This window comes from Acinetobacter sp. 826659 (assembly GCF_000588515.1).
In the GTDB taxonomy this organism is placed as follows: domain Bacteria; phylum Pseudomonadota; class Gammaproteobacteria; order Pseudomonadales; family Moraxellaceae; genus Acinetobacter; species Acinetobacter pittii.
The window spans coordinates 700,112-719,966 of the sequence record NZ_JFYD01000001.1 but is presented as its reverse complement, the minus strand read 5'-3'; the positions used below and the strand labels follow the sequence as shown (position 1 = coordinate 719,966).

Sequence of the window (19,855 nt, the reverse complement as noted above, 5' to 3'; positions counted from 1 at the left end):
CAAATGTTATAAAAAGACCAGCTTAAATGCTGGTTTTTTTATAAAGTTAATATTCAAATTTGTCTTATTAAATAGGTTTAGATTTTTAATGGAAAGTAAAAAATAAATGTTGATAAATATAATTTTTGAATTGTGATAAACACATGGTTTTGATATTTTAAACAGCAATAAAATAGCTTTTAAATGAAATATTTAAAAAGTTAGACATTTAAAAATATAACTGAAATTTAGGACAGGAAATAATGACAAGAATAATTGTAGCATCCAAAGAGGGTTTGGACGTTCTGCAAGATGGTCAGCTCAATAAGGTCGTGTTAAGTAAACCTTCTATTATTCAAATTGGCGTAAGTCAAAAAGATATAGCATCGGTGGAAAAACAAGGTGGAAATCTAGTCGTCCATTTAAAAAATGGAGAGACTATTGTTTTAGAAAATTTCTTTAATGAAGCAACGAATACAACAGAACATTCACTTGTTCTTCCGACTGAACATGGAAAATTTGTTGAAGCACAATTTGACGCCCAGGGTAAGGTGATCGACTATACAGGTTTAAACCATGTCACAGATTTAGCCTATACCAGCACGAGCCAACCAGCCTCAACAATGGCGGTTGATGATTCCCCAACTTTTTCGATGGGTAACGTGCTAAAAGCAGGTTTAGCGGTTTTAGCTGCTGAAGGTTTATATCTTTGGGTTTTTGATAACGATGACAAAGATGACTCACCTATAGATAACGTAGCTCCTGCTGCTCCGACTGCTACTGTGGGTGATGATACTGTTACTGTAACAGGAAAATCCGAAGCGAATGCAAAAATTTATATTAAAGATGCTGCTGATAATACGGTCGCAACGGGTGTTGCAGATGCAAGCGGAAATTTTACTATTAAACTTGATACGCCTTTAGCAAATGGAAATAAACTAAAAGTTGTGGCTGAGGATGCTGCTGGTAATATTTCTAAACCAGGTGTTTTGACTGGCAGTAAAGACACAATTGCTCCCGATGCACCAGAAGCCCAGTTAAGTGAAGATGGTTCCATCTTGGATGGTAAGACTGAATCTAGAGCTACTGTCAAAATCTATGATGCTAATGACAAATTGATAGATACTGTAACTGCAAGTAAAGAAGGGAAGTTTTCTTATAAATTTATTCCACCTTTGACGAGTGAAGCGGGTGGTAAAGTAGTTGTTATAGATGAAGCTGGAAATGAATCTGAAGCAACGCTCATTTTTGCTGGCAAAGATACGATCCCTCCAAAAGTTCCTTTACTGGAAGTAAATAAAGAAGGAACAGTAATTGAAGGAACGGCAGAAGCTAATACAAAGGTTTATGTCAAAGATACTGATGGTAAAGTAATCGGAATCAGTACCGCAAATGCTCAAGGTGAATTCCAAATTACGCTTTCTCCGGCATTAAAAGATTCACAAAAGGCGACAATCATTGTTGAAGATGCAGCAGGTAATACCTCTAAACCTTTAGAAATTAAAGCTGGCTATGACACTATTGCACCGGATAAACCTACAGCTCAAATTAATGCTGATGGCACAACAGTAACTGGTACAGCTGAAGCTAATGCAAAAATAGAAATCAAAAACTCAGAAGATAAGGTCATTGGTACTGGAACGGCAGATGCAAATGGAAAATTTACAATTACGATTTCTCCTGCTTTAACTGATAATAAGACTGCGAATGTTATTGCAATAGATGGCACAGGTAATAGCTCTATAGCATTTGAGGTAACAGGTACCAAAGATACAACACCTCCTGATAGACCAGTTTTTAATAAATTAGAAAATGATAATGGGACTACTTTAAAACAAATTCTCCCTAATTCTGAAACAGATGATACAACCCCCAAATTTACGGTTAAAGTTGAATCACATGCAAGTTTGACTATTTACGATAATGGCGTAGCAATTTCAATGATTGAAATAGGTGATTTAGGTAAGAGTACGACTTGGTCATTTACACTGGATAAAGAATTATCTCTTGGTAAACATACGATTACCCTAATGCAAAAAGATGCTGCAGGCCTTACAGGCGAAGTGAGTTCGCCATTTACGTTTTATGTGGTCGCTCCAAAGACTACCAGTTTAAGTGAGGTAGCTGTTGATACTGCTCATACAGAAAGTGTATCTGTTGCTGATAGTGTTGGGTTAAATACATTAAAGTTAGTACAAAGCACAACAAATGAAACGGATAGCCAGCAGCAGAAATCTGTGCCAATAGATGATTTGTTAAAAAGCTCTACGTCTAGTGAACCAGACCCAATTGAAACTCTTTTATCTTCAGCGGCATTAAAGCCTACTCAGGTAAATGATCAGAGTGATATAGCTACGAACGCTAGTAATATAACTCCCAATCTTGAGCATGTTTTACCTGATACGACTTCTTCGGTTTTACAAAGTTTTTTAGAACAAACCTATCCTGTTGTCTAAAGTGATCTTAAAAAAAGCGCTCATTGAGCGCTTTTTTATTTATGAGTTATTTGTTTTGGAGGGAAGCATCAGTGCAAGAAGTCCATAGAAAATTGCACCAATGGTCGCTAACAGCATATCTTTATGGGCATCCCACATATCGCCTTGTTGCCCATTATAATTTTCGGCTTCTTCGGGAGATAATCCAATAGCAATTGCCCATTCAATAAGTTCATATAAAACACTTGATGCCATTACAAATTGAACCACTAGCAAAAAAAGACTGAATGGCTTTACGGATGGTAACCATACTTGAAACACGCGATAAGTAAGAGGGTAAAGAAAAATACCATAGGCAAGATGAACCAAACGATCATACATATTACGGGACCAACCCATATATTGATCTAAGTTAAAATTGAATGCTTGTTGTATCCAATCATTGTATGGAACGTATGAATACAGGTAATGTGCACCAACAATATGGATGAGCAAAAACAGCAGATAGAAAGTAAAACTTAAAAAATCGAGTCCAATCTTCTTAAAAATAACAAAGAGCAAAATCAACATAAACACAGTGCCCGCTTGGTGAAGTAAATAGGCTTCAAATTCAAGAGGCTGAATAGCTGAAATAACAATCGCAATCAAAAGCAAGCCAAGAGCAATATAGTGTTTAAGTTTGAATTGTTTTTCGATCATTTTATGAAGTCTTTATTGTGATTTATATGAGTGTAATAAAAAAGCGAAGCCTAAGCTCCGCTTTTTGTAAACTTTTTAATTAAATTTTGCTAATTAGATCGTTAATTTGTTTCGCTTGTTCAGCTGCATTACCTGTGTAAGTTGCAGGCGTAAGTTCAGCTAAGCGCGCACGTTCTTCGCTTGGTACTTGAGAAAGCTCATCACCATTTACGAAATTAACCATCATGTCACGCGTCATTGCTTGACCACGAGTTAATGCTTTTAATTTTTCGTATGGTTTTTCAATGTTGTAGCGACGCATTACAGTTTGAATTGGTTCAGCTAAAACTTCTTGAGCTTGGTCTAAATCTTCATTTAAACGGTTTGCATTTAACTCAAGTTTACCAACACCTTTTAAGCACGCATCGAAAGCAATTAAACTTTGTGCAAAACCAACACCCATATTACGTAATACAGTTGAGTCAGTTAAGTCACGCTGCCAGCGAGAAATTGGTAATTTTTCACCTAAGTGAGCCAATACTGCATTTGCAATACCTAAGTTACCTTCAGAGTTTTCAAAGTCAATTGGGTTAACTTTGTGTGGCATTGTTGATGAACCAACTTCGCCTTCTTTCAATTTTTGTTTGAAATAACCTAAAGAGATGTAACCCCATACGTCGCGGTTAAAGTCGATTAAAATCGTATTGAAACGACGTAACGCATCAAACAACTCTGCCATGTAGTCATGTGGTTCGATTTGAGTTGTATAAGGGTTGAATGTTAAACCTAAAGATTCAACAAAAGCTTGTGCGTGAGCAGCCCAATCAACATCTGGATAAGCAGAAAGGTGAGCATTGTAGTTACCTACAGCACCATTGATTTTGCCAAGTAACTCAACGTTTTCAAATTGTTTGATTTGACGAGCTAAACGGTATGCCACGTTCGCCATTTCTTTACCCAAAGTTGTTGGGCTAGCAGTTTGACCGTGTGTACGAGACAACATTGGTTGTTCAGCGTGAGTCGTTGCCAAAGCAGAGATCGCATTAAGGATTTGCTTCATGCTTGATACTAAAACTTCACGACCATTTTTAAGCATAAGCGCGTGAGACAAGTTGTTGATGTCTTCAGAAGTACATGCAAAGTGAATGAATTCACCCGCATTTTGTAATTCAGCGATACCGGCAATTTTCTCTTTTAAGAAATACTCAACTGCTTTAACGTCATGGTTAGTCGTACGTTCAATTTCTTTAATACGATTTGCATCTTCTTCAGAGAAGTTGCTAACAATTGCATCTAAAGCTGCATTTGTTTCGTTTGAAAAAGGTGCAACTTCAACAATTTCCGGACGGTTAGAAAGTGCTTGTAACCAACGCACTTCTACAGTGACACGAGCATGGATTAAACCAAACTCAGAAAGAAAAGGGCGTAGCGCATCACATTTGCTGGCATAACGTCCATCTAATGGTGATAGTGCGGTTAAAGCGTTCATAACGATTCCTTAATGTTGGAATAAACATAAAACTAAAAAAAATCTCGTTCATAGTCTTAAACGACTTGGTACTGTAAACGAGCAAGTGCTTGAATATCCTGTAGCAATTTACGTTTGCTAAAAATCATGTCCCATGAACTCCCGCCGAGTTGTCGCCATAAAGGGGCCATTTGCAAGCCAGTAAACAGACAAGCACGGATGCGGTTAGTATGGTTGGTATCTTTAAATGCTTCTGCATTACCACGAACTAAAATGCGTGGATTAATCTGGCCAGCCGTATCAACATAAGTTTGCGCCAAATTAGCTAAAATGCTCGGGTGTAAGTAGTTATTATCAAAAAAAGACAGCTGTTTTAAAATTTTCTGCTGAGCTTTTTCAATGATTGCGACATATTCAGGATTGCTATAAACCTTTTTTTCTAGCTGTAAGAGCGACATCGCGTAGGACATTGGCAATTTGGCCGTGCCCATTTTGGGAAGGCGAGACTTAGGCATGTTTGAAAAAGGTTGAGTAATACAATTTTCGAGTGTTTTAAGCCCTAAAGAGATATCTGCTAATTGATTAAAAAAATCTAAGGTTTGAACACCATTGTTGGCTGTAGGGCGAATATTTAAACTTGCTTTGATTAATAGTTCAAAATAGAAGTTACCACTTTCACCAATACTTTGCTGACCCGTCATGGCTGTCATATGGGTGAGCTGAGTGGCCTGAAATACCCCAGCCAAGGCAAGGGCACGGTTTTGGCGAACATTCAAGGCTTGTGATTGTTGAAATGGTAACTCCACCATGCCATTCATTCCCTTAAATAAAATTTGGTGTAGGGGCATTTGTATGGTGAATGACACCCCCGCCTAAGCAAACTTCATCTGAATAAAATACAACGCTTTGACCCGGTGTAACAGCACGCTGAGGTTCATCGAACTCAACGCGAACACCCTGTTCAGTGTTTTCATCAATAAAAATTGTACATGCCTGATCAGGTTGGCGATAACGCGTTTTAGCTGTACAGCGTAATCCTTCAACTGGAATATTCTGTTCACCAGCTACCCAGTCAATTGACTCACTCCACAGTTGAGTACTTTGCATGAGTGGGTGTTCATGTCCCTGACCAACAACGAGGCGATTATTGGCCAGATCTTTATGTAGTACGAACCATGCACCTTCTGCTGCACCTTTCAAACCACCTAGACCAATTCCGCCACGTTGACCGAGCGTATAGTACATCAGACCGTGATGTTCACCAACTTCTTTACCTGTATCAAGTACAATTTTCCCAGGCTGAGCGGGTAAATATTGTTTAAGGAAGTCATTAAAACGACGTTCCCCAATAAAACAGATTCCTGTTGAGTCCTTTTTCTTGGCTGTAGCAAGATCAAGTTCTTCAGCAATTCTGCGAACTTCAGGTTTTTCGATTTCACCTACTGGGAATAAGGTTTTATTAATTTCTCTACCATGAACGGCATGCAAGAAATAGGTTTGGTCTTTATTGTTATCTACACCACGTAATAATGGTGCGTATGCTTCGCCTTTAGAGTTATATGCAGTTTCACCACGGCGTGCATAATGGCCAGTCGCAATAAAGTCTGCACCTAAAGTCATGGCATGATCTAAAAATGCGCGGAATTTAATTTCTTTATTACATAAAATATCTGGATTTGGCGTACGACCAGCAGCATATTCAGCTAGGAAAAGTTCAAACACTCGATCCCAATATTCCATCGCAAAGTTTGCTGTATGCAACTTAATACCGATTTTATCAGCTACTGCTTGGGCATCAGCTAAGTCTTCCATTGCCGTACAGTATTCCGTGCCGTCGTCTTCCTCCCAGTTCTTCATGAAAAGACCTTCAACTTGATAACCCTGTTGAAGTAAAAGTGCTGCAGAAACAGAAGAGTCTACACCACCAGACATACCGACGATGACACGTTGTTGCATAGGACTAGGCATCCAAATGAGAAGTTAATGAGGGAGAGAAGGGGTGCTCATAAATAAGCGATAAAGGATAATGGTGGCCTTTCATAGCATCTTCAACTGCTTTTAGCACAAGAGGACTGCGAGCACGGGCAGATTCTTTAAGTTCATCGGGTGTCATCCACACAGCAGCCACAATATCTGTGTCAAGTTGAGGATCACTTTCAACCTGAGTTACATGCGCTAGAAAACAGAAACGGTAATAAGTGCGATCGGGAAACATTGGCGGGGTATAAGTATAAATACCAAGCAAGGCATCAATTTCAACATGATGGCCTGTTTCTTCAAGTGTTTCTCGAATGGCAGCTTCTGTTAATGACTCACCACATTCCACATGACCAGCAGGTTGGTTAAATACTGTGTGTACAAAACCTTCGCTATGCTCTTCAACAAATAGATAGCGTCCGTCTTTTTCTACGACTGTAGCAACAGTGACATGAGGAGTCCATGCGGCCATAAAAAAGCACCATGATTTAAAAGACGTATAATACGAAATTTAGGGGTTTTTGGCTACGGTGATCTGCTAAACGATATGAGCAATACGGCAAAAACCATATCGTTTAAAAATCAGAATTTTTAATACTCATAAACAAGATGGATAATTAATCTTTATCTGCTTGTGCAGCTTTATGATTATTTTGCACTTTTACATAATGTCTTGCTGAATAAGGGAGAAACGCCAGTTCTTTTTCAGTCAGTGGGCGCACTTGTTGTACAGGGCTTCCCACATAGAGATAACCGCTTTTTAAGACTTTGCGAGGTGGAACTAAACTTCCTGCACCAATCATCACATCATCTTCAATAATTACGTCATCTAGAATAACGGTGTTGATTCCTACTAAAACACGGTTGCCAATGGTACAGCCATGCAAAGTCACATGGTGTCCAACCGTTACATCTTCACCGATAATCAGAGGTGAGCCATTCGGTTTTGCATCATTTTTATGGCTTACATGCAACATACAATGGTCTTGTACGTTACTGTTTTTGCCAATTTGAATACTATTTACGTCACCACGGATGACTGCAAAAGGCCAGACAGAAACATTTTCAGCTAAGCTAACGTCACCAACCACAACAGCCATTTCATCGATATAACATGTTTTATCTACTTGAGGGTGGTGTTCAAGATAAGGACGAATGTTCTTTGCCATAAGAAGTATCAAAATAAAATTTAGTCGAATTATAAAATAAAAAAGCACTCAGGCTAAATAGCATGAGTGCTTAATTCAACTATTCAAAAATTAGAATAAGTTGCTGAAGAATTGTTTGATATGGTCGATTAAACGAGCAAAGAAACTTGCTTCTTCAACTGGCTTTAATGCAACTAACGGTTTTTCAGCAATTACTTTGCCATCTAGGCTAGCAACAAGTTTACCCACAACTTGACCTTTTTGAAGTGGTGCATTTAAGTTAGGTTGAACCACTAACTGAGTTTTAATGCCATCAGCTTTACCTTTAGGCATAGTCACACTAAAGTTTTCAGCTAAACCAACTTGAACTTCATCTTCTTTACCAAACCAAACTTTTGCTTTTGCAAGAACCTGATTTGCTGGTTGAACATTTGCAGTTTCAAAGTTTGCAAAGCCCCATGCCAGTAACGTACGCGTTTGGTCTGCACGTTCAGACATGCTTGGAGTACCAAAAATCACTGAAATTAAACGCATTGGACCGCGTTTACTTGAAGTAGTTAAGCAGTAGCCCGCTTCATCTGTATGACCTGTTTTTAAACCATCTACACTTGGGTCAGTGTAAAGCAAGGCATTACGGTTACCTTGTTTAATACCATTAAAAGTAAATTCTTTTTCAGAGTAAATTGGGTAGTATTTTGAGCTGTCTTTAATAATATGTTGTGCTAACACAGCCATATCTTTTGCAGTTGAATAGTGACCTTCAGCTGGCATACCAGTCGAGTTAATAAACTGGGTATTCACCATGCCGATACGTTTTGCTTCCTGATTCATCATATGAGCAAACGTGCCTTCATTTCCTGCAATATGTTCAGCCATTGCTTTTGATGCATCATTACCTGACTGGATAATAATACCGCGGAGCATTTCTAGAACTGTCGCTGTACCGTTTAAAGGAACATACATACATGATTCAGAGCTACTTCCTTTACACCATGCAGACTCGTTCATACGAACCTGCTCATTTTCAGTCAGTTCACCTTTTAATAATTTTTGTTCAATGATGTAACTGGTCATCATTTTTGTCATAGACGCAGGTGCAAGCTTTTCGTTTTCATTTTTAGAAGCGAGAATTTGGCCTGTCTCATAATCCATTAATACATAAGACTTATTATTTAATTCTGGCGGAGCTGATAAGACAGTTGCTGCATAAGAAAAACTTGGTAAGAGGAGTAGTGCAGCAATAGCGCTTTTTCGAGTCATTCTAGGTAATTCCAATATCTTGTATGAAGCAGAAGAGCCTAGCATTTTAGGATAAAGCAAAGCCGACTTCTACGGGAGAAGTCGGCTTTTTCAAACAGTATTGTAACTCAAGAGTTTTTTACTAATTTAGTTTTGCGATTGATATGCTTTCACGTCTTGGCAAACTAATGTGTTTTGTTCATCACCAGCAGCTTTCGCATCGCTACGTGCTTCTTTTAAGTATTTCTTGAAAGCTTTGTCTTTACTACGTTTTTCTAATGCAGAAACAGCATCAGTTTCATTTGGTAGGTAGTCTTTAACTAAACGTTCATAGCCTTGAGCAAAATCAGCGTCTTTTTTACCAATCAAACTTGGACAAATTTCAGAAAGCACTTGAATTGCAGCTAATTCTTCAGGAGTTGTGCCTTGTTGTGGAGTGACTTCAACAACATTTTCATTTTCGGTTTTCTTTTCAGTTGTTTTCTTCTTATCAGCAGCAAAACCAGCTGTTGCCATGCTCATAAGTAAAACCAAAGAGAGCGATTGAACTAAGCTTTTCTTCATAAACATCGATAACCCAAAATAAAATTTCTAAATATGCCGTTAGCTTAACCAATTTAGAATTTAAAAAAATGGAAAAAATGTATTGTTATGTTGGTTTTCTGCTTAATGGCAAACAGAAAACCCAAAATGAATAAGTCTCTAGATCAAAAAAGAGTAAGATCTATTCTTTATAATTAACGATCTCTTCACAGAGCTCATGTTGCTCGTGATGGTCCATTTGTTTTGCCGCAAGACGTGCTTCATTTAATAAAGTTTTAAATTCAGCATCGTTTTGTAGAGTCGCTAAGGTCATTGATTTATTTGAATAACCACTTAAATACATCGCAATAATTTTTTGAGCGTTTGACTCAAGTTTTTTATTTGTTCCAACAAAAGCTGGGCAGATTTCCTGCAAAACTTGCGTTGCGGCAATGTCATCTTTAATTAAGCTATCAGCCTCTTGTGTTGAGATATCCTCATCTGCAAAAACCGCTTGCGTACACAATGTGATACTGATCCCCAATACCTGAAAAAAAGGAGCGAAAGTTTTCATTTTTTCACAATTTTATAATGCTATGGAGGCATAAATATATATAATTCAACAAATAATTCAATTGTGAAAACCTTTAGGTTTATTTGTAGAGAAAGATTTTAGTGAATATTTTAATTGCGAATGATGACGGTGTTTTTGCGCCAGGTATACAGGCTTTAGCTGAAGCATTAAGACCACTTGGACGCGTGGTTGTGGTTGCACCAGAAAGTGAAAGAAGTGGTTTCTCAAGTGCATTAACATTGGATCGACCATTACGTCCCATTCAAATTGCCGAAGATGTCTGGGCAGTGAATGGTACACCAGCAGATTGTGTTTATTTATCCATGAATGGTTTGTTTGATTTTGAGTTTGACTTGGTCGTGAGCGGAATCAATAGTGGCGCGAACTTAGGTGATGATGTTTTATATTCGGGAACGGTAGGGGCCGCATTTGAAGGTCGTTTAATGAAACAACCTGCAATCGCTGTGTCTTTAGCGGGTCCTGATGTGCGTGCTTATAACAATAAAGAAGATTATGCTCAGGCTGCTAAATGGGTACATGATTTTATTGCAAGCGGATTACCAGCTTTGCCTACGCGACATATCTTTAATATCAATATTCCTGACGTGCCGCAGTTAAAAGGGGCTCAGATTACGTATCAAGGGCGTCGTGCTCAATCTAAGCCTATTACCAGTCATGTCGATCCACGCGGACGTCAAGTTTACTGGATTGGACTAGCAGGTGAGGCGGTTACAGATCCGCAACGTGTTTCTAGCCAGATTCAATCTGATTTCTTTGCCGTTGCAAACGGTTATGTAAGTGTTACCCCTATTCAAATGGATGCAACAAATTACGCTGTTTTAGAAGATTTACAGATCAGTTTGAGTCAATAATTTGCCTCGAATGTTATAACTTTGTGAATAAAGAAAAAGAGGAACGTGTTTCCTCTTACTTTTTTGGTACTCTTAGCCGAAATGATTTGTAGCATTTAGTGAGGGAGATCAATGCATTTAATTGGGCAACAAAGCAGAGTGCATATCCAAAAAGACAAAATAATGAAAATTATGTTGTTGTCTGTGGCTGTAGGTTTTACCGTTGCTATGGCAGGGTGTGCTTCTAAACCACAAATTAATAATAGTTCTCGCTATGCAATGGCTCCTAACTATTACACAGTTCGTTCAGGTGATACTTTAAGTGGTATCGCAATGCGTTATGGCCTCGACTATATCAGTATTGCCGAAATGAATGATATTGCTCCGCCATATCGTATTTATGTTAATCAGTCTTTGCGTTTGAAGAAAGGTTCTTCACCAAGAACAGTATCTACGCAAGTCATGGCACAACCTGAGCAAATCAAACGTCAAACCATTGCTCTACCAACCACACAACCTGTTACACCAGTAACTCAGCCTACAACGACCGCGCCGTCAACGAATACGACAGTGACTTCGGTTGCACCAAATTCTAGTTTACGCTGGATAAAACCGAATAATGGGCCAGTGATTCAAGGGTTTAATTTGGCAAATAATGTCAAAGGAATCCGTTATGGTGGAAATCAGGGTGACCCTATTTATGCCGCAGCAGATGGTCAAGTTGTCTACGCAGCTGATGGTTTAAAAGAATACGGCAATCTGGTTTTAATTAAGCATATTGACGGCTATATCAGTGCCTATGCCCACAATAGCAAGATGTTTGTAAAAAGCGGTGACAATATAACTGCTGGACAAAAAATTGCCGAGATGGGCTCTACTGGGGCTTCACAGGTCATGCTTGAGTTCCAAATCCGTTTGGATGGAAAACCAATTAATCCTATAAATCTTTTACCAAAATAGCTAATGCATAAAACTTAGGTTTCCTCGTATAATATAATTGGTTGCTTTCATTACAACAATAAGCATTTTTTTATAAATTTAGAATTAGATTTGAGGAAACCTATGTTAGATCAGCTTCGTGCGATGGGTGTTTTTGCTTGTGTGGTTGAAAAAAGTTCATTCAGTGGTGCGGCACGTGAATTAGGAATTACAACAAGTGCAGTGAGCCAGCAGATTCGCTCCCTCGAGCATGAAATGGATGTAATTCTCTTACATCGCTCCACTCGTAAACTTAGTTTGACAGAAGCCGGACAGGCTTTTTTTTCAAGCTGTCAAGAAATGTTGGCCGCTGCTGAAAGGGGGAAAATCAGAATTAATGAGTTGAGGGATGACTTAATTGGGGATTTGCGTATCGCAACTACTCCTGATTTAGCAGTTCAGCACATTATTCCTGCGTTATCTCATTGGATGTCAGCTCATCGCGGTTTATCAGTGCATTTTGAAGTTGGGCATCGTTATATCGACTTAATTGAAGAGCGAATTGATATTGCAGTGCGCATGAGTTCTACGCCAGTAGAAGAAAGTAGCTCTGTCATTCCGATGGCTTTTGTCGATCAGATTTTAGTAGCTTCGCCAAGTTATCTGAATCAATCTAGTCCAATTGTGCATCCTAATGATTTAAGAGATCATGAATTATTATCAATTAATGTCATGAATGACGCGCGTCATTTCAATTTTCAACATGTAAAAACAGGTGAAACACTTAATATTGAAATGCAAAGCCGTTTGCAGAGCAATAATTTACAAATTGCAAAAGCGCTATGTCAGCAAGGACATGGTATTGCAAGAATTCTATATTTAGATGCTCAAAAAGAGTTAAAAAATGGTTCTTTGATTGAACTCATGCCAGATTGGAAATTACCAACTTTTACTTTGTATGCAGAAGTTGCCAAGCATGACCAACAGCCAATGAAAATTCAGCGCTGTGTTGAAGCACTTAAACAATATTTTAGTCAGTTAGCAGGAGGACGAGCGATCCAAATCGTTCGTTAATTTTGCCACTCTAAAAGTAAAAAGGGCCTGCATTTGACAGGCCCTTTTTTATTACTTCTGTTTTAAGGTTGCGACTTCTTCTACACTTTCTTGTGGTAGATCTTCCGCAGTAAGTTCTTCATGCTTCTTAATTTTTTTCTTATTTTTCTTTTTCTTCTTTGGCTCCTCTTCAATTTCTGCGCCATCTTCAATGGCTTGCCAATATTCGAGTTGCTCCATTACAGCAGCATAAATAGAGTGTTTACTGTATTTACCTTTTTTATCGAGTGTACCGACAGGGCGGGCCATTAGGATTTCAAGCGCCTGATCAATCGTGTCAATCGCATGGATATGGAATTGACCACTTTGTACCGCATCAATCACATCTTGGCGTAACATCAAATGCTGCATGTTTTGCCGAGGAATAATGACGCCTTGTTTGCCAGTTAAACCTTGTAATTTACAAGCATCATAGAAGCCTTCAATTTTTGCATTTACACCACCAATTGGTTGAACTTGGCCTAACTGGTTCATAGAACCCGTAATTGCCCATGATTGATCAATTGGTATTTGGCTAATTGCAGAAATTAATGCAGAAAGCTCGGCAACTGTTGCACTGTCGCCGTCTACTTGCCCATAACTTTGTTCAAATGCAAGCGCAGCAGAGAAATGTAAAATCTGTTCACGACCAAAGTGAGCTTTTAAGAAGCTAGACATGAGTAACACGCCTTTGGCATGTAGTGAACCGCCAAGTTCTACACTACGCTCAATATCAAGAATATCACCGCCACCTTGATAGACTGATGCAGTCAAACGTGAAGGTAAACCAAACTCAACATCTGCATAGTGAATGACAGAGAGGGCATTAATTTGACCTAAACGATGACCGGAAGTCTCGATTAACTGAGTTCCACGTGACAGATCTTGCCAGTAAAGCTCTCTTAAATAACCTAAGCGATACTGTCTGTGTTGTAGTGCCAAGTTAATGTGCTGGTCAGTTACAAGCTTTTCATTGGCTTTAAATGCATGATGATGTGCTTCGCGAATGAGGTCGCCTAAAGTTGAAGCATGTAACGACAGTGAGCTTTGGTCTTCTGCCTGACGACTTGAGTCGGTAAGTAAAGCTGCTAAAGCACTGCGGTCAAACGGAAGTAATTTATCCGCTTGTACATAATCAGCAATTAGCTGCATGTAGGCTTGTTCATTTTCGTCATTACGCTGCAGAGTATCGGTAAAATCTGCACGAATTTTAAATACGCTACCAAGTTCTGGTTCTACTTCTAAAATTTCATAATAAATTTCAGGTTCTGCCATAAGAACCACTTTAATATCAAGTGGAATGGCAGCAGGTTCAATCGAGATAGAGCCTGTTAACGTCAGCATATGTTCAAGAGAAGAAAGCTTGAGCTGACCTGATTTCAAGGCACGCTTTAAACCTTGCCATGCATAAGGCTGTTCGAGTAATTGCTCGGCCTCAAGCATTAAAAAGCCACCATTGGCTTGATGTAGAGCACCTGGACGAATGAGCGTGAAATCTGTGGTAATTGTGCCGTTGTGAGTAAGTTGTTCAACATGACCAAGCAAGTTGTAGTGCGTTGGGAAATCTTCAAAAATAACCGGTGCACCACTGTTTGGTTTGTTTGAGACAATTACATTGGCCTGATAACGTGCAGGCACACGATTGAACATTGCCGGAGCAAAGTCATCTTCTTCTTGCTCTAAAATGAGTTCAACATTATCAATTACATCTTGAGCATATTGTTTTAAATAATCTTCAAGGCCTTTGACTTGACCATATTTATTTAAAATCAAATCCATGCGTGGCTTAACCACTTGAGTCGCGATGTCTCGATTCAACACAGAGACTTTGTCACGTGCGTCATCCTCTAAATCACCTAAATGCAAACCAAGACGCTCGAGCTTTTTATCCATGTAGCGAACATTCGCTGCAATTTCAGCACGTTGCTTAGTATTTAGAGCATCAATTTCTGTTTGAGTCAGTTCTTGCACCTGATCATCTTTTACTTGTACAGGTACAAAGCCATGCTTTTCATTGCGGGAGATGAGTTTTAAGTCGAGCTCTTCACCTTCTTTGGTTAACTCGACGAGCGCTTGTTGCTGTTCATCTCCAGTTTCCTCACGGATACGCTCAATACGGTTATGATAGGTCTCGGCACTAAAACGGCGTTCAAGCTGTTTTAAAATAATTTGCCAAGTTTGATGAAGGGCATGTTGAAACTTCGTTCCTTGTCCAGCGGGGAAGCGTAGAGCAAGTGGTTGGCGTGCCTGCTTAAAATTATAGACATATACCCAGTCATCTGGAGTAGGCATTGTTTTCGCATGTTGTTGGAGTAAACGCTTAATCATGGTGCGTTTACCCAAGCCTGCTGTTCCTACTGCAAAAATGTTATAGCCAGAGTAGGGTAAAGAAATCCCTGCTTCTACCGATGCTTTGGCACGGTCTTGCCCTAAAAAGTTATTAAGCGGTTTTATACGTTTTGTAGAAGCTGGAATTTTTTCAAAATCTGGAATATGTGTTAGTTGTTCGGGTTTTAAGGCTGTTTTATCCAAAGTCATTTTTATATCAGGTTGCTCAAAAGCTGAAGGAAATGCATTTATTGTGACGTTTGTGGTGTTTGTTTTAGCGAGTGATAAAGTTGAGATGGTCACTTGATCAAGTTTTTGTGTCACTGTTGATATCCAGCAAAAGAAAACGAAGGTTGAAGCTTAAAGGTATACAGGTTTAGCATAAAATATCAAGCAAACTTGCCGTTTTTATCGCCAAAACAAAATTGATTGCATAAAGAATCTTGAAAGGAATTGTAAGAAGGGTTTGAATAGGCACATTTATAATTTATGGAAAATAAAAAACGAATGACCACACAAGCTTCGGGTTGGGTCTCGGCTTTTAAAGCATTTTTAGATCGCCGTGCATTAATTATGCTGTTTCTAGGTTTTTCTGCCGGAATTCCGATTTTATTAATTTTCTCTAGTCTCTCTTTATGGCTTGGAGAGGCGGGCATTGATAAAAGTGCAGTCACTTTTTTTAGTTGGGCTGCCCTAGGTTACTCTTTTAAGTTCGTTTGGGCTCCTCTTATTGATGAGTTACCTGTGCCTGTCTTAACTAAAACCTTAGGCCGAAGACGAGCTTGGTTGTTAATTGCACAGTGTTTGATCGTTCTTGCTATTTGTATTATGGCTTTTTCTGATCCTGCTCTAGGGCAAAGTTATCTTATTCAAATGGCGGTAGGTGCTGTGTTACTTGGCTTCTCGGCAGCAACCCAAGATATTGTGATTGATGCTTACCGTATTGAATTAGCAGAAACAGAAATGCAAACGGTATTGGCCTCTACCTATAATGCGGGTTACCGAATTGGCATGATTGTGGCTGGGGCGGGGGCATTATTTCTAGCTGCCCACTTGGGAACTGCTAAAGGTAATTACATTTACGAAGCTTGGAAAACGACTTATTTAACCATGGCAGGCGTTATGTTAGTGGGTATTGTCACGACCCTACTTGTGCGTGAGCCTGTTGTAAATCGAGTTTATAAAAATTATAAGAGTAGTGATTACTACCGTTTGGTTCTCGTATTTTTTATTGCCGTTATTTCATTCGTAGTCACTTATATTTATTCGGGGCAAGTTACCGAGGCCATTTCACAAGCTGGTAATATTAAAGACAGTGCTGCGTTATTTGGTTTAGAGGCTTTAAGATTTTTAACTGCAACTGCTGCTGCGATTTTTGTAGGTTATCTACTCGTTAAAATTGGTGTAGTTAACCAGCAAATGGCTAAAGAGACATGGATTGCACCAATTCTAGATTTCTTTAAACGCTATGGTGTCAAACTTGCATTAGTGTTGTTGCTACTTATTGGTTTCTTCCGTATTTCAGACATTATTGCTGGTGTTATTTCTAATGTGTTCTACCAAGATCTTAACTTCAGTAAAGAGCAAATTGCAGAAGCAGTTAAAATCTATGGGGTACTATTTAGTTTAGTCGGCGGTTTCTTAGGTGGTCTTTTAGCACAGCGCATCAACATTATGAAACTGATGTTTGTCGGTGCAGTTTTGGCTAGCTCTACCAATTTAATTTTTATTGGACTAGTAAAATCTGGTCAGCCATTAGATATGGTAGACGTAAAAGTTGGTGAACATAGCTATCAAGTCAAGCCAGATGAAGTCGGGTTATGGAAGTTAGAAGTACCAAGTTCTGCTTTTAGTGGAACAAAACAAATTGAAGTAAAAGCTGCTTATGCTTCAAATAATGTAGCGCCTGTTACACGTACTCAGCCATTACTGACAACTGAGTCAGCTAAATCGCCTCTACAAATTTTACCCGTTATGGGCAATGATCAGGTCTCACTTAAAGATGGTGAGGGAAGTGTTGTGGTTCGAGGGCAATACTTTGGACAAGCATTAACTCCTACCCAAAAAATTATTATTAGCCTTGATGGGCAAAATTTTGATGCAAAAATGACTGATCAAAAAGGTGTTTTTAGTACAGCCATTGATGCAAAAAAACTAGTGGCATCGACAAGTAAAGAGCTTAACGTAGCTGTAATGGATGGCGAACAAAAAATACTTTCTGCATCTCATCCATATGCTGTTAGCTCAAATCAAAAAGTGGCAAGTGAACTTGATGTGAATATTGAACCGGTAGCTTATATTGATCCGCTTTCTGGTCAATCAGTTGAAGTCAGCGGTAAGGTCATTAAACCATATAGTTCTTTATGGCTTTATTTTGCCATTATTGTCGATAACTTGGCTTCTGGTTTGGCTGGTGCAGCATTTATTGCATTCCTTTCAAGTTTAACGAGTGTTTCATTTACAGCTGTTCAATATGCAATCTTTAGTTCACTCATGACACTAACTCCAAAACTTTTGGGTGGATATTCAGGTACCATAGTCAGTAATATTGGATACCCAAAGTTCTTTTTGATGACAACTCTTATTGGTATTCCAATCTTGATCTTAGTGGTTTGGGTTGGAAAATTGCTAAGAGATCATCAAACACATGAATCAGAAAAGGCAGGTGAATAAACATGCGAATGCTTCATACAATGTTGCGAGTAGGCAATTTAGAACAATCTTTAAAGTTCTATACCGAAGTATTAGGGATGAAGTTACTTCGTAAGCGTGATTATGAAGAAGGACGCTTTACACTAGCATTTGTTGGCTATGGTGATGAAGAAACCAATACCGTGCTTGAGCTTACTCATAACTGGGATACATCAAGTTATGATTTAGGCAATGCCTATGGCCACATTGCCATTGGTGTTGATGATGCCTACAAAGCGTGTGAAGAAATTAAAGCACGTGGTGGCAAAGTTGTGCGTGAAGCGGGGCCAATGAAAGGTGGTGTTACTGTTATCGCATTTGTTGAAGATCCAGACGGCTATAAAGTCGAATTGATTCAACAAGATGCTAATGCGACAAATAACTAAAAATTGACTGTGATGCTTTAAGAATTAGTTCTTAAAAGCCTAGCTTTATTTTTTTAGCCCAGTATGATGAACGCTTGACCAAATGGTCAATTTATCAACTGGGTTTTTTATTTATCTAGAATAATCATAGGATATGGCTATGCTGAAGTTATTGGCTCTTGATCGATTTACAGTTTTGTTAGTTGGAATGGTACTACTAGCAACATTTTTTCCAGTCAGTGGTCAAGCAGCTCAATATTTCAATACACTGACCACAGTCGCGATTGCAATCTTATTCTTTTTGCATGGTGCGAAACTATCACGTGAGGCTGTAATTGAAGGTATTTTGCATTGGAAAATGCATCTACTTGTCTTTGCATTTACTTTCTTTATTTTCCCTGTAATTGGTCTGTTGGCTAAGCCAATTTTATTACCTCTGTTAGGTCAACAGCTGTACTGGGGTTTTTTATTTATGTGCTTTTTACCCTCTACAGTTCAATCCTCTATTGCATTTACGTCGGTTGCAAAAGGGAACGTGGCGGGAGCGGGGTGCAGTGCATCTTTTTCAAACTTGATTGGTATGTTTATTACACCAGTCTTGGTGAGCTTTTTTATTTTAGGCCAAAGCCAACATGGATTTGACCCGACAACTTCAATTATACAAATTACATTATTACTGTTAGTGCCATTTATTTTAGGTCAATTATTACGTCCTTATATTTTCCCTTATATGGCAAAAGTTCCAAGTATTGTTAAAGCATTTGATCAAGGCTCGATTTTGATGGTGGTGTATGGCGCATTTAGTGGAGCAGTAGTGGCAGGGCTCTGGCATCAAGTAAGTTGGAAAACTTTACTCATTCTAACAATTGCGTGTTCAGTACTTTTAACGATCATTATGCTGTTAGCACTTTACCTACCGCGTGCTTTAGGTTTTAACCGAGCAGATCAAATTACAGTTTTCTTTTGTGGCTCCAAAAAGACCTTGGCAAGTGGTGTTCCGATGGCGCAAATCTTATTTATTGGCCAACCTTTAGGCATGATCGTGTTACCTATTATGATTTTTCACCAAATACAGTTAATGGTGTGTGGCGTGATTGCAAATTACTGGGCTAAATCGAAAGATTAATTCGCAAAAGAAAATTATTTGACGTATAATGTTGCCCACTTGTTGTGCTTAGCTCTAACCCTAGAGGTTTCGGTGGGCCAAAAGAATGGTCTGTTGTGGTGTTGATCTGCTCATTTTGAGCCTGTCCTCAACTTAGTTGAGAGTGATCAATTGCGATGACAGCTTAAGCCTTTCTTCCAATTAGGAGTAATCGACGATGCGCGCCGATATTCACCCAAAATATGAAAAATTAGTTGCAACTTGTTCTTGCGGTAACGTAATCGAAACTCGTTCTGCTTTAGGTAAAGAAACTATCTACCTTGACGTATGTTCAGCTTGCCACCCATTCTACACTGGTAAGCAAAAGAATGTAGACACTGGTGGTCGTATCGACAAATTCAAACAACGTTTTGCTGGTATGTCTCGCTCTATCAAGCGTTAATACTGCAACACGAAACAAAAAACGGGCTTTATGCCCGTTTTTT

At 38.9% G+C, this 19,855-nt stretch carries 18 protein-coding genes; 8 read left to right on the top strand and 10 right to left on the bottom strand.

The genetic code is table 11. The features are described 5' to 3' along the window. Window positions 1-242 precede the first annotated feature (242 nt). Window positions 243-2,435, top strand: a complete 2,193-nt coding sequence (blp2, locus tag J663_RS03375) for an Ig-like repeat protein Blp2 (RefSeq protein WP_033847783.1) — start codon at window positions 243-245, stop codon at window positions 2,433-2,435. Between the two features lie 39 nt (window positions 2,436-2,474). Here the strand turns inward: blp2 and J663_RS03370 are convergent, their stop codons facing one another. From J663_RS03370 to J663_RS03330, 9 genes are all read right to left on the bottom strand, one after another. After that, window positions 2,475-3,113, bottom strand: coding sequence for a DUF2238 domain-containing protein (locus J663_RS03370; RefSeq protein WP_032035861.1), 639 nt, complete (start codon window positions 3,111-3,113; stop codon window positions 2,475-2,477). Between the two features lie 79 nt (window positions 3,114-3,192). Further along, window positions 3,193-4,581, bottom strand: coding sequence for an adenylosuccinate lyase (purB, locus tag J663_RS03365; protein ID WP_002118712.1), 1,389 nt, complete (start codon window positions 4,579-4,581; stop codon window positions 3,193-3,195). A gap of 56 nt (window positions 4,582-4,637) precedes the next feature. Further along, window positions 4,638-5,369, bottom strand: a complete 732-nt coding sequence (hflD, locus tag J663_RS03360) for a high frequency lysogenization protein HflD (RefSeq protein ID WP_033847781.1) — start codon at window positions 5,367-5,369, stop codon at window positions 4,638-4,640. A 13-nt stretch (window positions 5,370-5,382) separates the two neighbouring features. After that, window positions 5,383-6,516 (bottom strand): tRNA 2-thiouridine(34) synthase MnmA, encoded by a 1,134-nt coding sequence (gene mnmA / locus J663_RS03355; RefSeq protein WP_033847778.1) that lies wholly within the window; start codon window positions 6,514-6,516, stop codon window positions 5,383-5,385. 4 nt (window positions 6,517-6,520) lie between these two features. Continuing rightward, entirely contained in the window at window positions 6,521-7,009 is a 489-nt protein-coding gene (locus tag J663_RS03350) for an NUDIX hydrolase (RefSeq protein ID WP_032007356.1), read from the bottom strand. Between the two features lie 145 nt (window positions 7,010-7,154). Then, a complete protein-coding gene (locus J663_RS03345) occupies window positions 7,155-7,706 on the bottom strand; it encodes a gamma carbonic anhydrase family protein (protein WP_033847776.1) in 552 nt (183 codons plus the stop codon). A gap of 90 nt (window positions 7,707-7,796) precedes the next feature. Beyond that, a complete protein-coding gene (gene dacC / locus J663_RS03340) occupies window positions 7,797-8,945 on the bottom strand; it encodes a D-alanyl-D-alanine carboxypeptidase PBP5/6 (protein WP_016140365.1) in 1,149 nt (382 codons plus the stop codon). Window positions 8,946-9,071: 126 nt separating this feature from the next. Continuing rightward, complete coding sequence (locus J663_RS03335) at window positions 9,072-9,494, bottom strand: MCR_0457 family protein (RefSeq protein WP_002118406.1); 423 nt, start codon at window positions 9,492-9,494, stop codon at window positions 9,072-9,074. A gap of 154 nt (window positions 9,495-9,648) precedes the next feature. Next, complete coding sequence (locus J663_RS03330) at window positions 9,649-10,020, bottom strand: MCR_0457 family protein (protein WP_005073292.1); 372 nt, start codon at window positions 10,018-10,020, stop codon at window positions 9,649-9,651. Between the two features lie 101 nt (window positions 10,021-10,121). Here J663_RS03330 and surE point away from each other — a divergent pair, with 101 nt between their 5' ends. The 3 genes from surE (at window position 10,122) to J663_RS03315 (ending at window position 12,863) form a co-directional block, all read left to right on the top strand. Beyond that, window positions 10,122-10,892 (top strand): 5'/3'-nucleotidase SurE, encoded by a 771-nt coding sequence (surE, locus tag J663_RS03325; RefSeq protein WP_033847773.1) that lies wholly within the window; start codon window positions 10,122-10,124, stop codon window positions 10,890-10,892. A 111-nt stretch (window positions 10,893-11,003) separates the two neighbouring features. Beyond that, window positions 11,004-11,831, top strand: coding sequence for a peptidoglycan DD-metalloendopeptidase family protein (locus J663_RS03320; RefSeq protein WP_033847771.1), 828 nt, complete (start codon window positions 11,004-11,006; stop codon window positions 11,829-11,831). Between the two features lie 102 nt (window positions 11,832-11,933). Then, window positions 11,934-12,863 carry a LysR family transcriptional regulator gene (locus tag J663_RS03315; RefSeq protein ID WP_033847769.1) on the top strand — a complete coding sequence of 310 codons (930 nt, stop codon included), beginning with the start codon at window positions 11,934-11,936 and terminating at the stop codon, window positions 12,861-12,863. A 51-nt stretch (window positions 12,864-12,914) separates the two neighbouring features. On the opposite strand, the gene J663_RS03310 is transcribed toward J663_RS03315, so the two are convergent. Then, on the bottom strand, window positions 12,915-15,533 hold the full coding sequence (locus J663_RS03310; RefSeq protein ID WP_033847768.1) for a Lon protease family protein: 2,619 nt from the start codon (window positions 15,531-15,533) through the stop codon (window positions 12,915-12,917). 165 nt (window positions 15,534-15,698) lie between these two features. On the opposite strand from J663_RS03310, the gene J663_RS03305 reads away from it, so the two are divergent. The 4 genes from J663_RS03305 to rpmE all read left to right on the top strand — a co-directional run bounded on the left by J663_RS03305 (window position 15,699) and on the right by rpmE (window position 19,812). Beyond that, complete coding sequence (locus J663_RS03305; RefSeq protein WP_081404573.1) at window positions 15,699-17,882, top strand: AmpG family muropeptide MFS transporter; 2,184 nt, start codon at window positions 15,699-15,701, stop codon at window positions 17,880-17,882. Window positions 17,883-17,884: 2 nt separating this feature from the next. Continuing rightward, window positions 17,885-18,286, top strand: a complete 402-nt coding sequence (gene gloA, locus J663_RS03300) for a lactoylglutathione lyase (protein WP_005067992.1) — start codon at window positions 17,885-17,887, stop codon at window positions 18,284-18,286. 133 nt (window positions 18,287-18,419) lie between these two features. Continuing rightward, window positions 18,420-19,391, top strand: a complete 972-nt coding sequence (locus J663_RS03295; protein WP_081404572.1) for a bile acid:sodium symporter family protein — start codon at window positions 18,420-18,422, stop codon at window positions 19,389-19,391. A gap of 196 nt (window positions 19,392-19,587) precedes the next feature. Then, window positions 19,588-19,812 carry a 50S ribosomal protein L31 gene (gene rpmE / locus J663_RS03290; RefSeq protein ID WP_001200845.1) on the top strand — a complete coding sequence of 75 codons (225 nt, stop codon included), beginning with the start codon at window positions 19,588-19,590 and terminating at the stop codon, window positions 19,810-19,812. Window positions 19,813-19,855 lie beyond the last annotated feature (43 nt).

Coding starts and splice junctions, on each gene's coding strand:
- blp2 (WP_033847783.1), top strand. CDS start 243: ATGACAAGAATAATTGTAGCATCCAAAGAGGGTTTGGACGTTCTGCAA.
- J663_RS03370 (WP_032035861.1), bottom strand. CDS start 3,113: ATGATCGAAAAACAATTCAAACTTAAACACTATATTGCTCTTGGCTTG.
- purB (WP_002118712.1), bottom strand. CDS start 4,581: ATGAACGCTTTAACCGCACTATCACCATTAGATGGACGTTATGCCAGC.
- hflD (WP_033847781.1), bottom strand. CDS start 5,369: ATGGTGGAGTTACCATTTCAACAATCACAAGCCTTGAATGTTCGCCAA.
- mnmA (WP_033847778.1), bottom strand. CDS start 6,516: ATGCAACAACGTGTCATCGTCGGTATGTCTGGTGGTGTAGACTCTTCT.
- J663_RS03350 (WP_032007356.1), bottom strand. CDS start 7,009: ATGGCCGCATGGACTCCTCATGTCACTGTTGCTACAGTCGTAGAAAAA.
- J663_RS03345 (WP_033847776.1), bottom strand. CDS start 7,706: ATGGCAAAGAACATTCGTCCTTATCTTGAACACCACCCTCAAGTAGAT.
- dacC (WP_016140365.1), bottom strand. CDS start 8,945: ATGACTCGAAAAAGCGCTATTGCTGCACTACTCCTCTTACCAAGTTTT.
- J663_RS03335 (WP_002118406.1), bottom strand. CDS start 9,494: ATGTTTATGAAGAAAAGCTTAGTTCAATCGCTCTCTTTGGTTTTACTT.
- J663_RS03330 (WP_005073292.1), bottom strand. CDS start 10,020: ATGAAAACTTTCGCTCCTTTTTTTCAGGTATTGGGGATCAGTATCACA.
- J663_RS03320 (WP_033847771.1), top strand. CDS start 11,004: ATGCATTTAATTGGGCAACAAAGCAGAGTGCATATCCAAAAAGACAAA.
- J663_RS03315 (WP_033847769.1), top strand. CDS start 11,934: ATGTTAGATCAGCTTCGTGCGATGGGTGTTTTTGCTTGTGTGGTTGAA.
- J663_RS03305 (WP_081404573.1), top strand. CDS start 15,699: ATGGAAAATAAAAAACGAATGACCACACAAGCTTCGGGTTGGGTCTCG.
- gloA (WP_005067992.1), top strand. CDS start 17,885: ATGCGAATGCTTCATACAATGTTGCGAGTAGGCAATTTAGAACAATCT.
- J663_RS03295 (WP_081404572.1), top strand. CDS start 18,420: ATGGCTATGCTGAAGTTATTGGCTCTTGATCGATTTACAGTTTTGTTA.
- rpmE (WP_001200845.1), top strand. CDS start 19,588: ATGCGCGCCGATATTCACCCAAAATATGAAAAATTAGTTGCAACTTGT.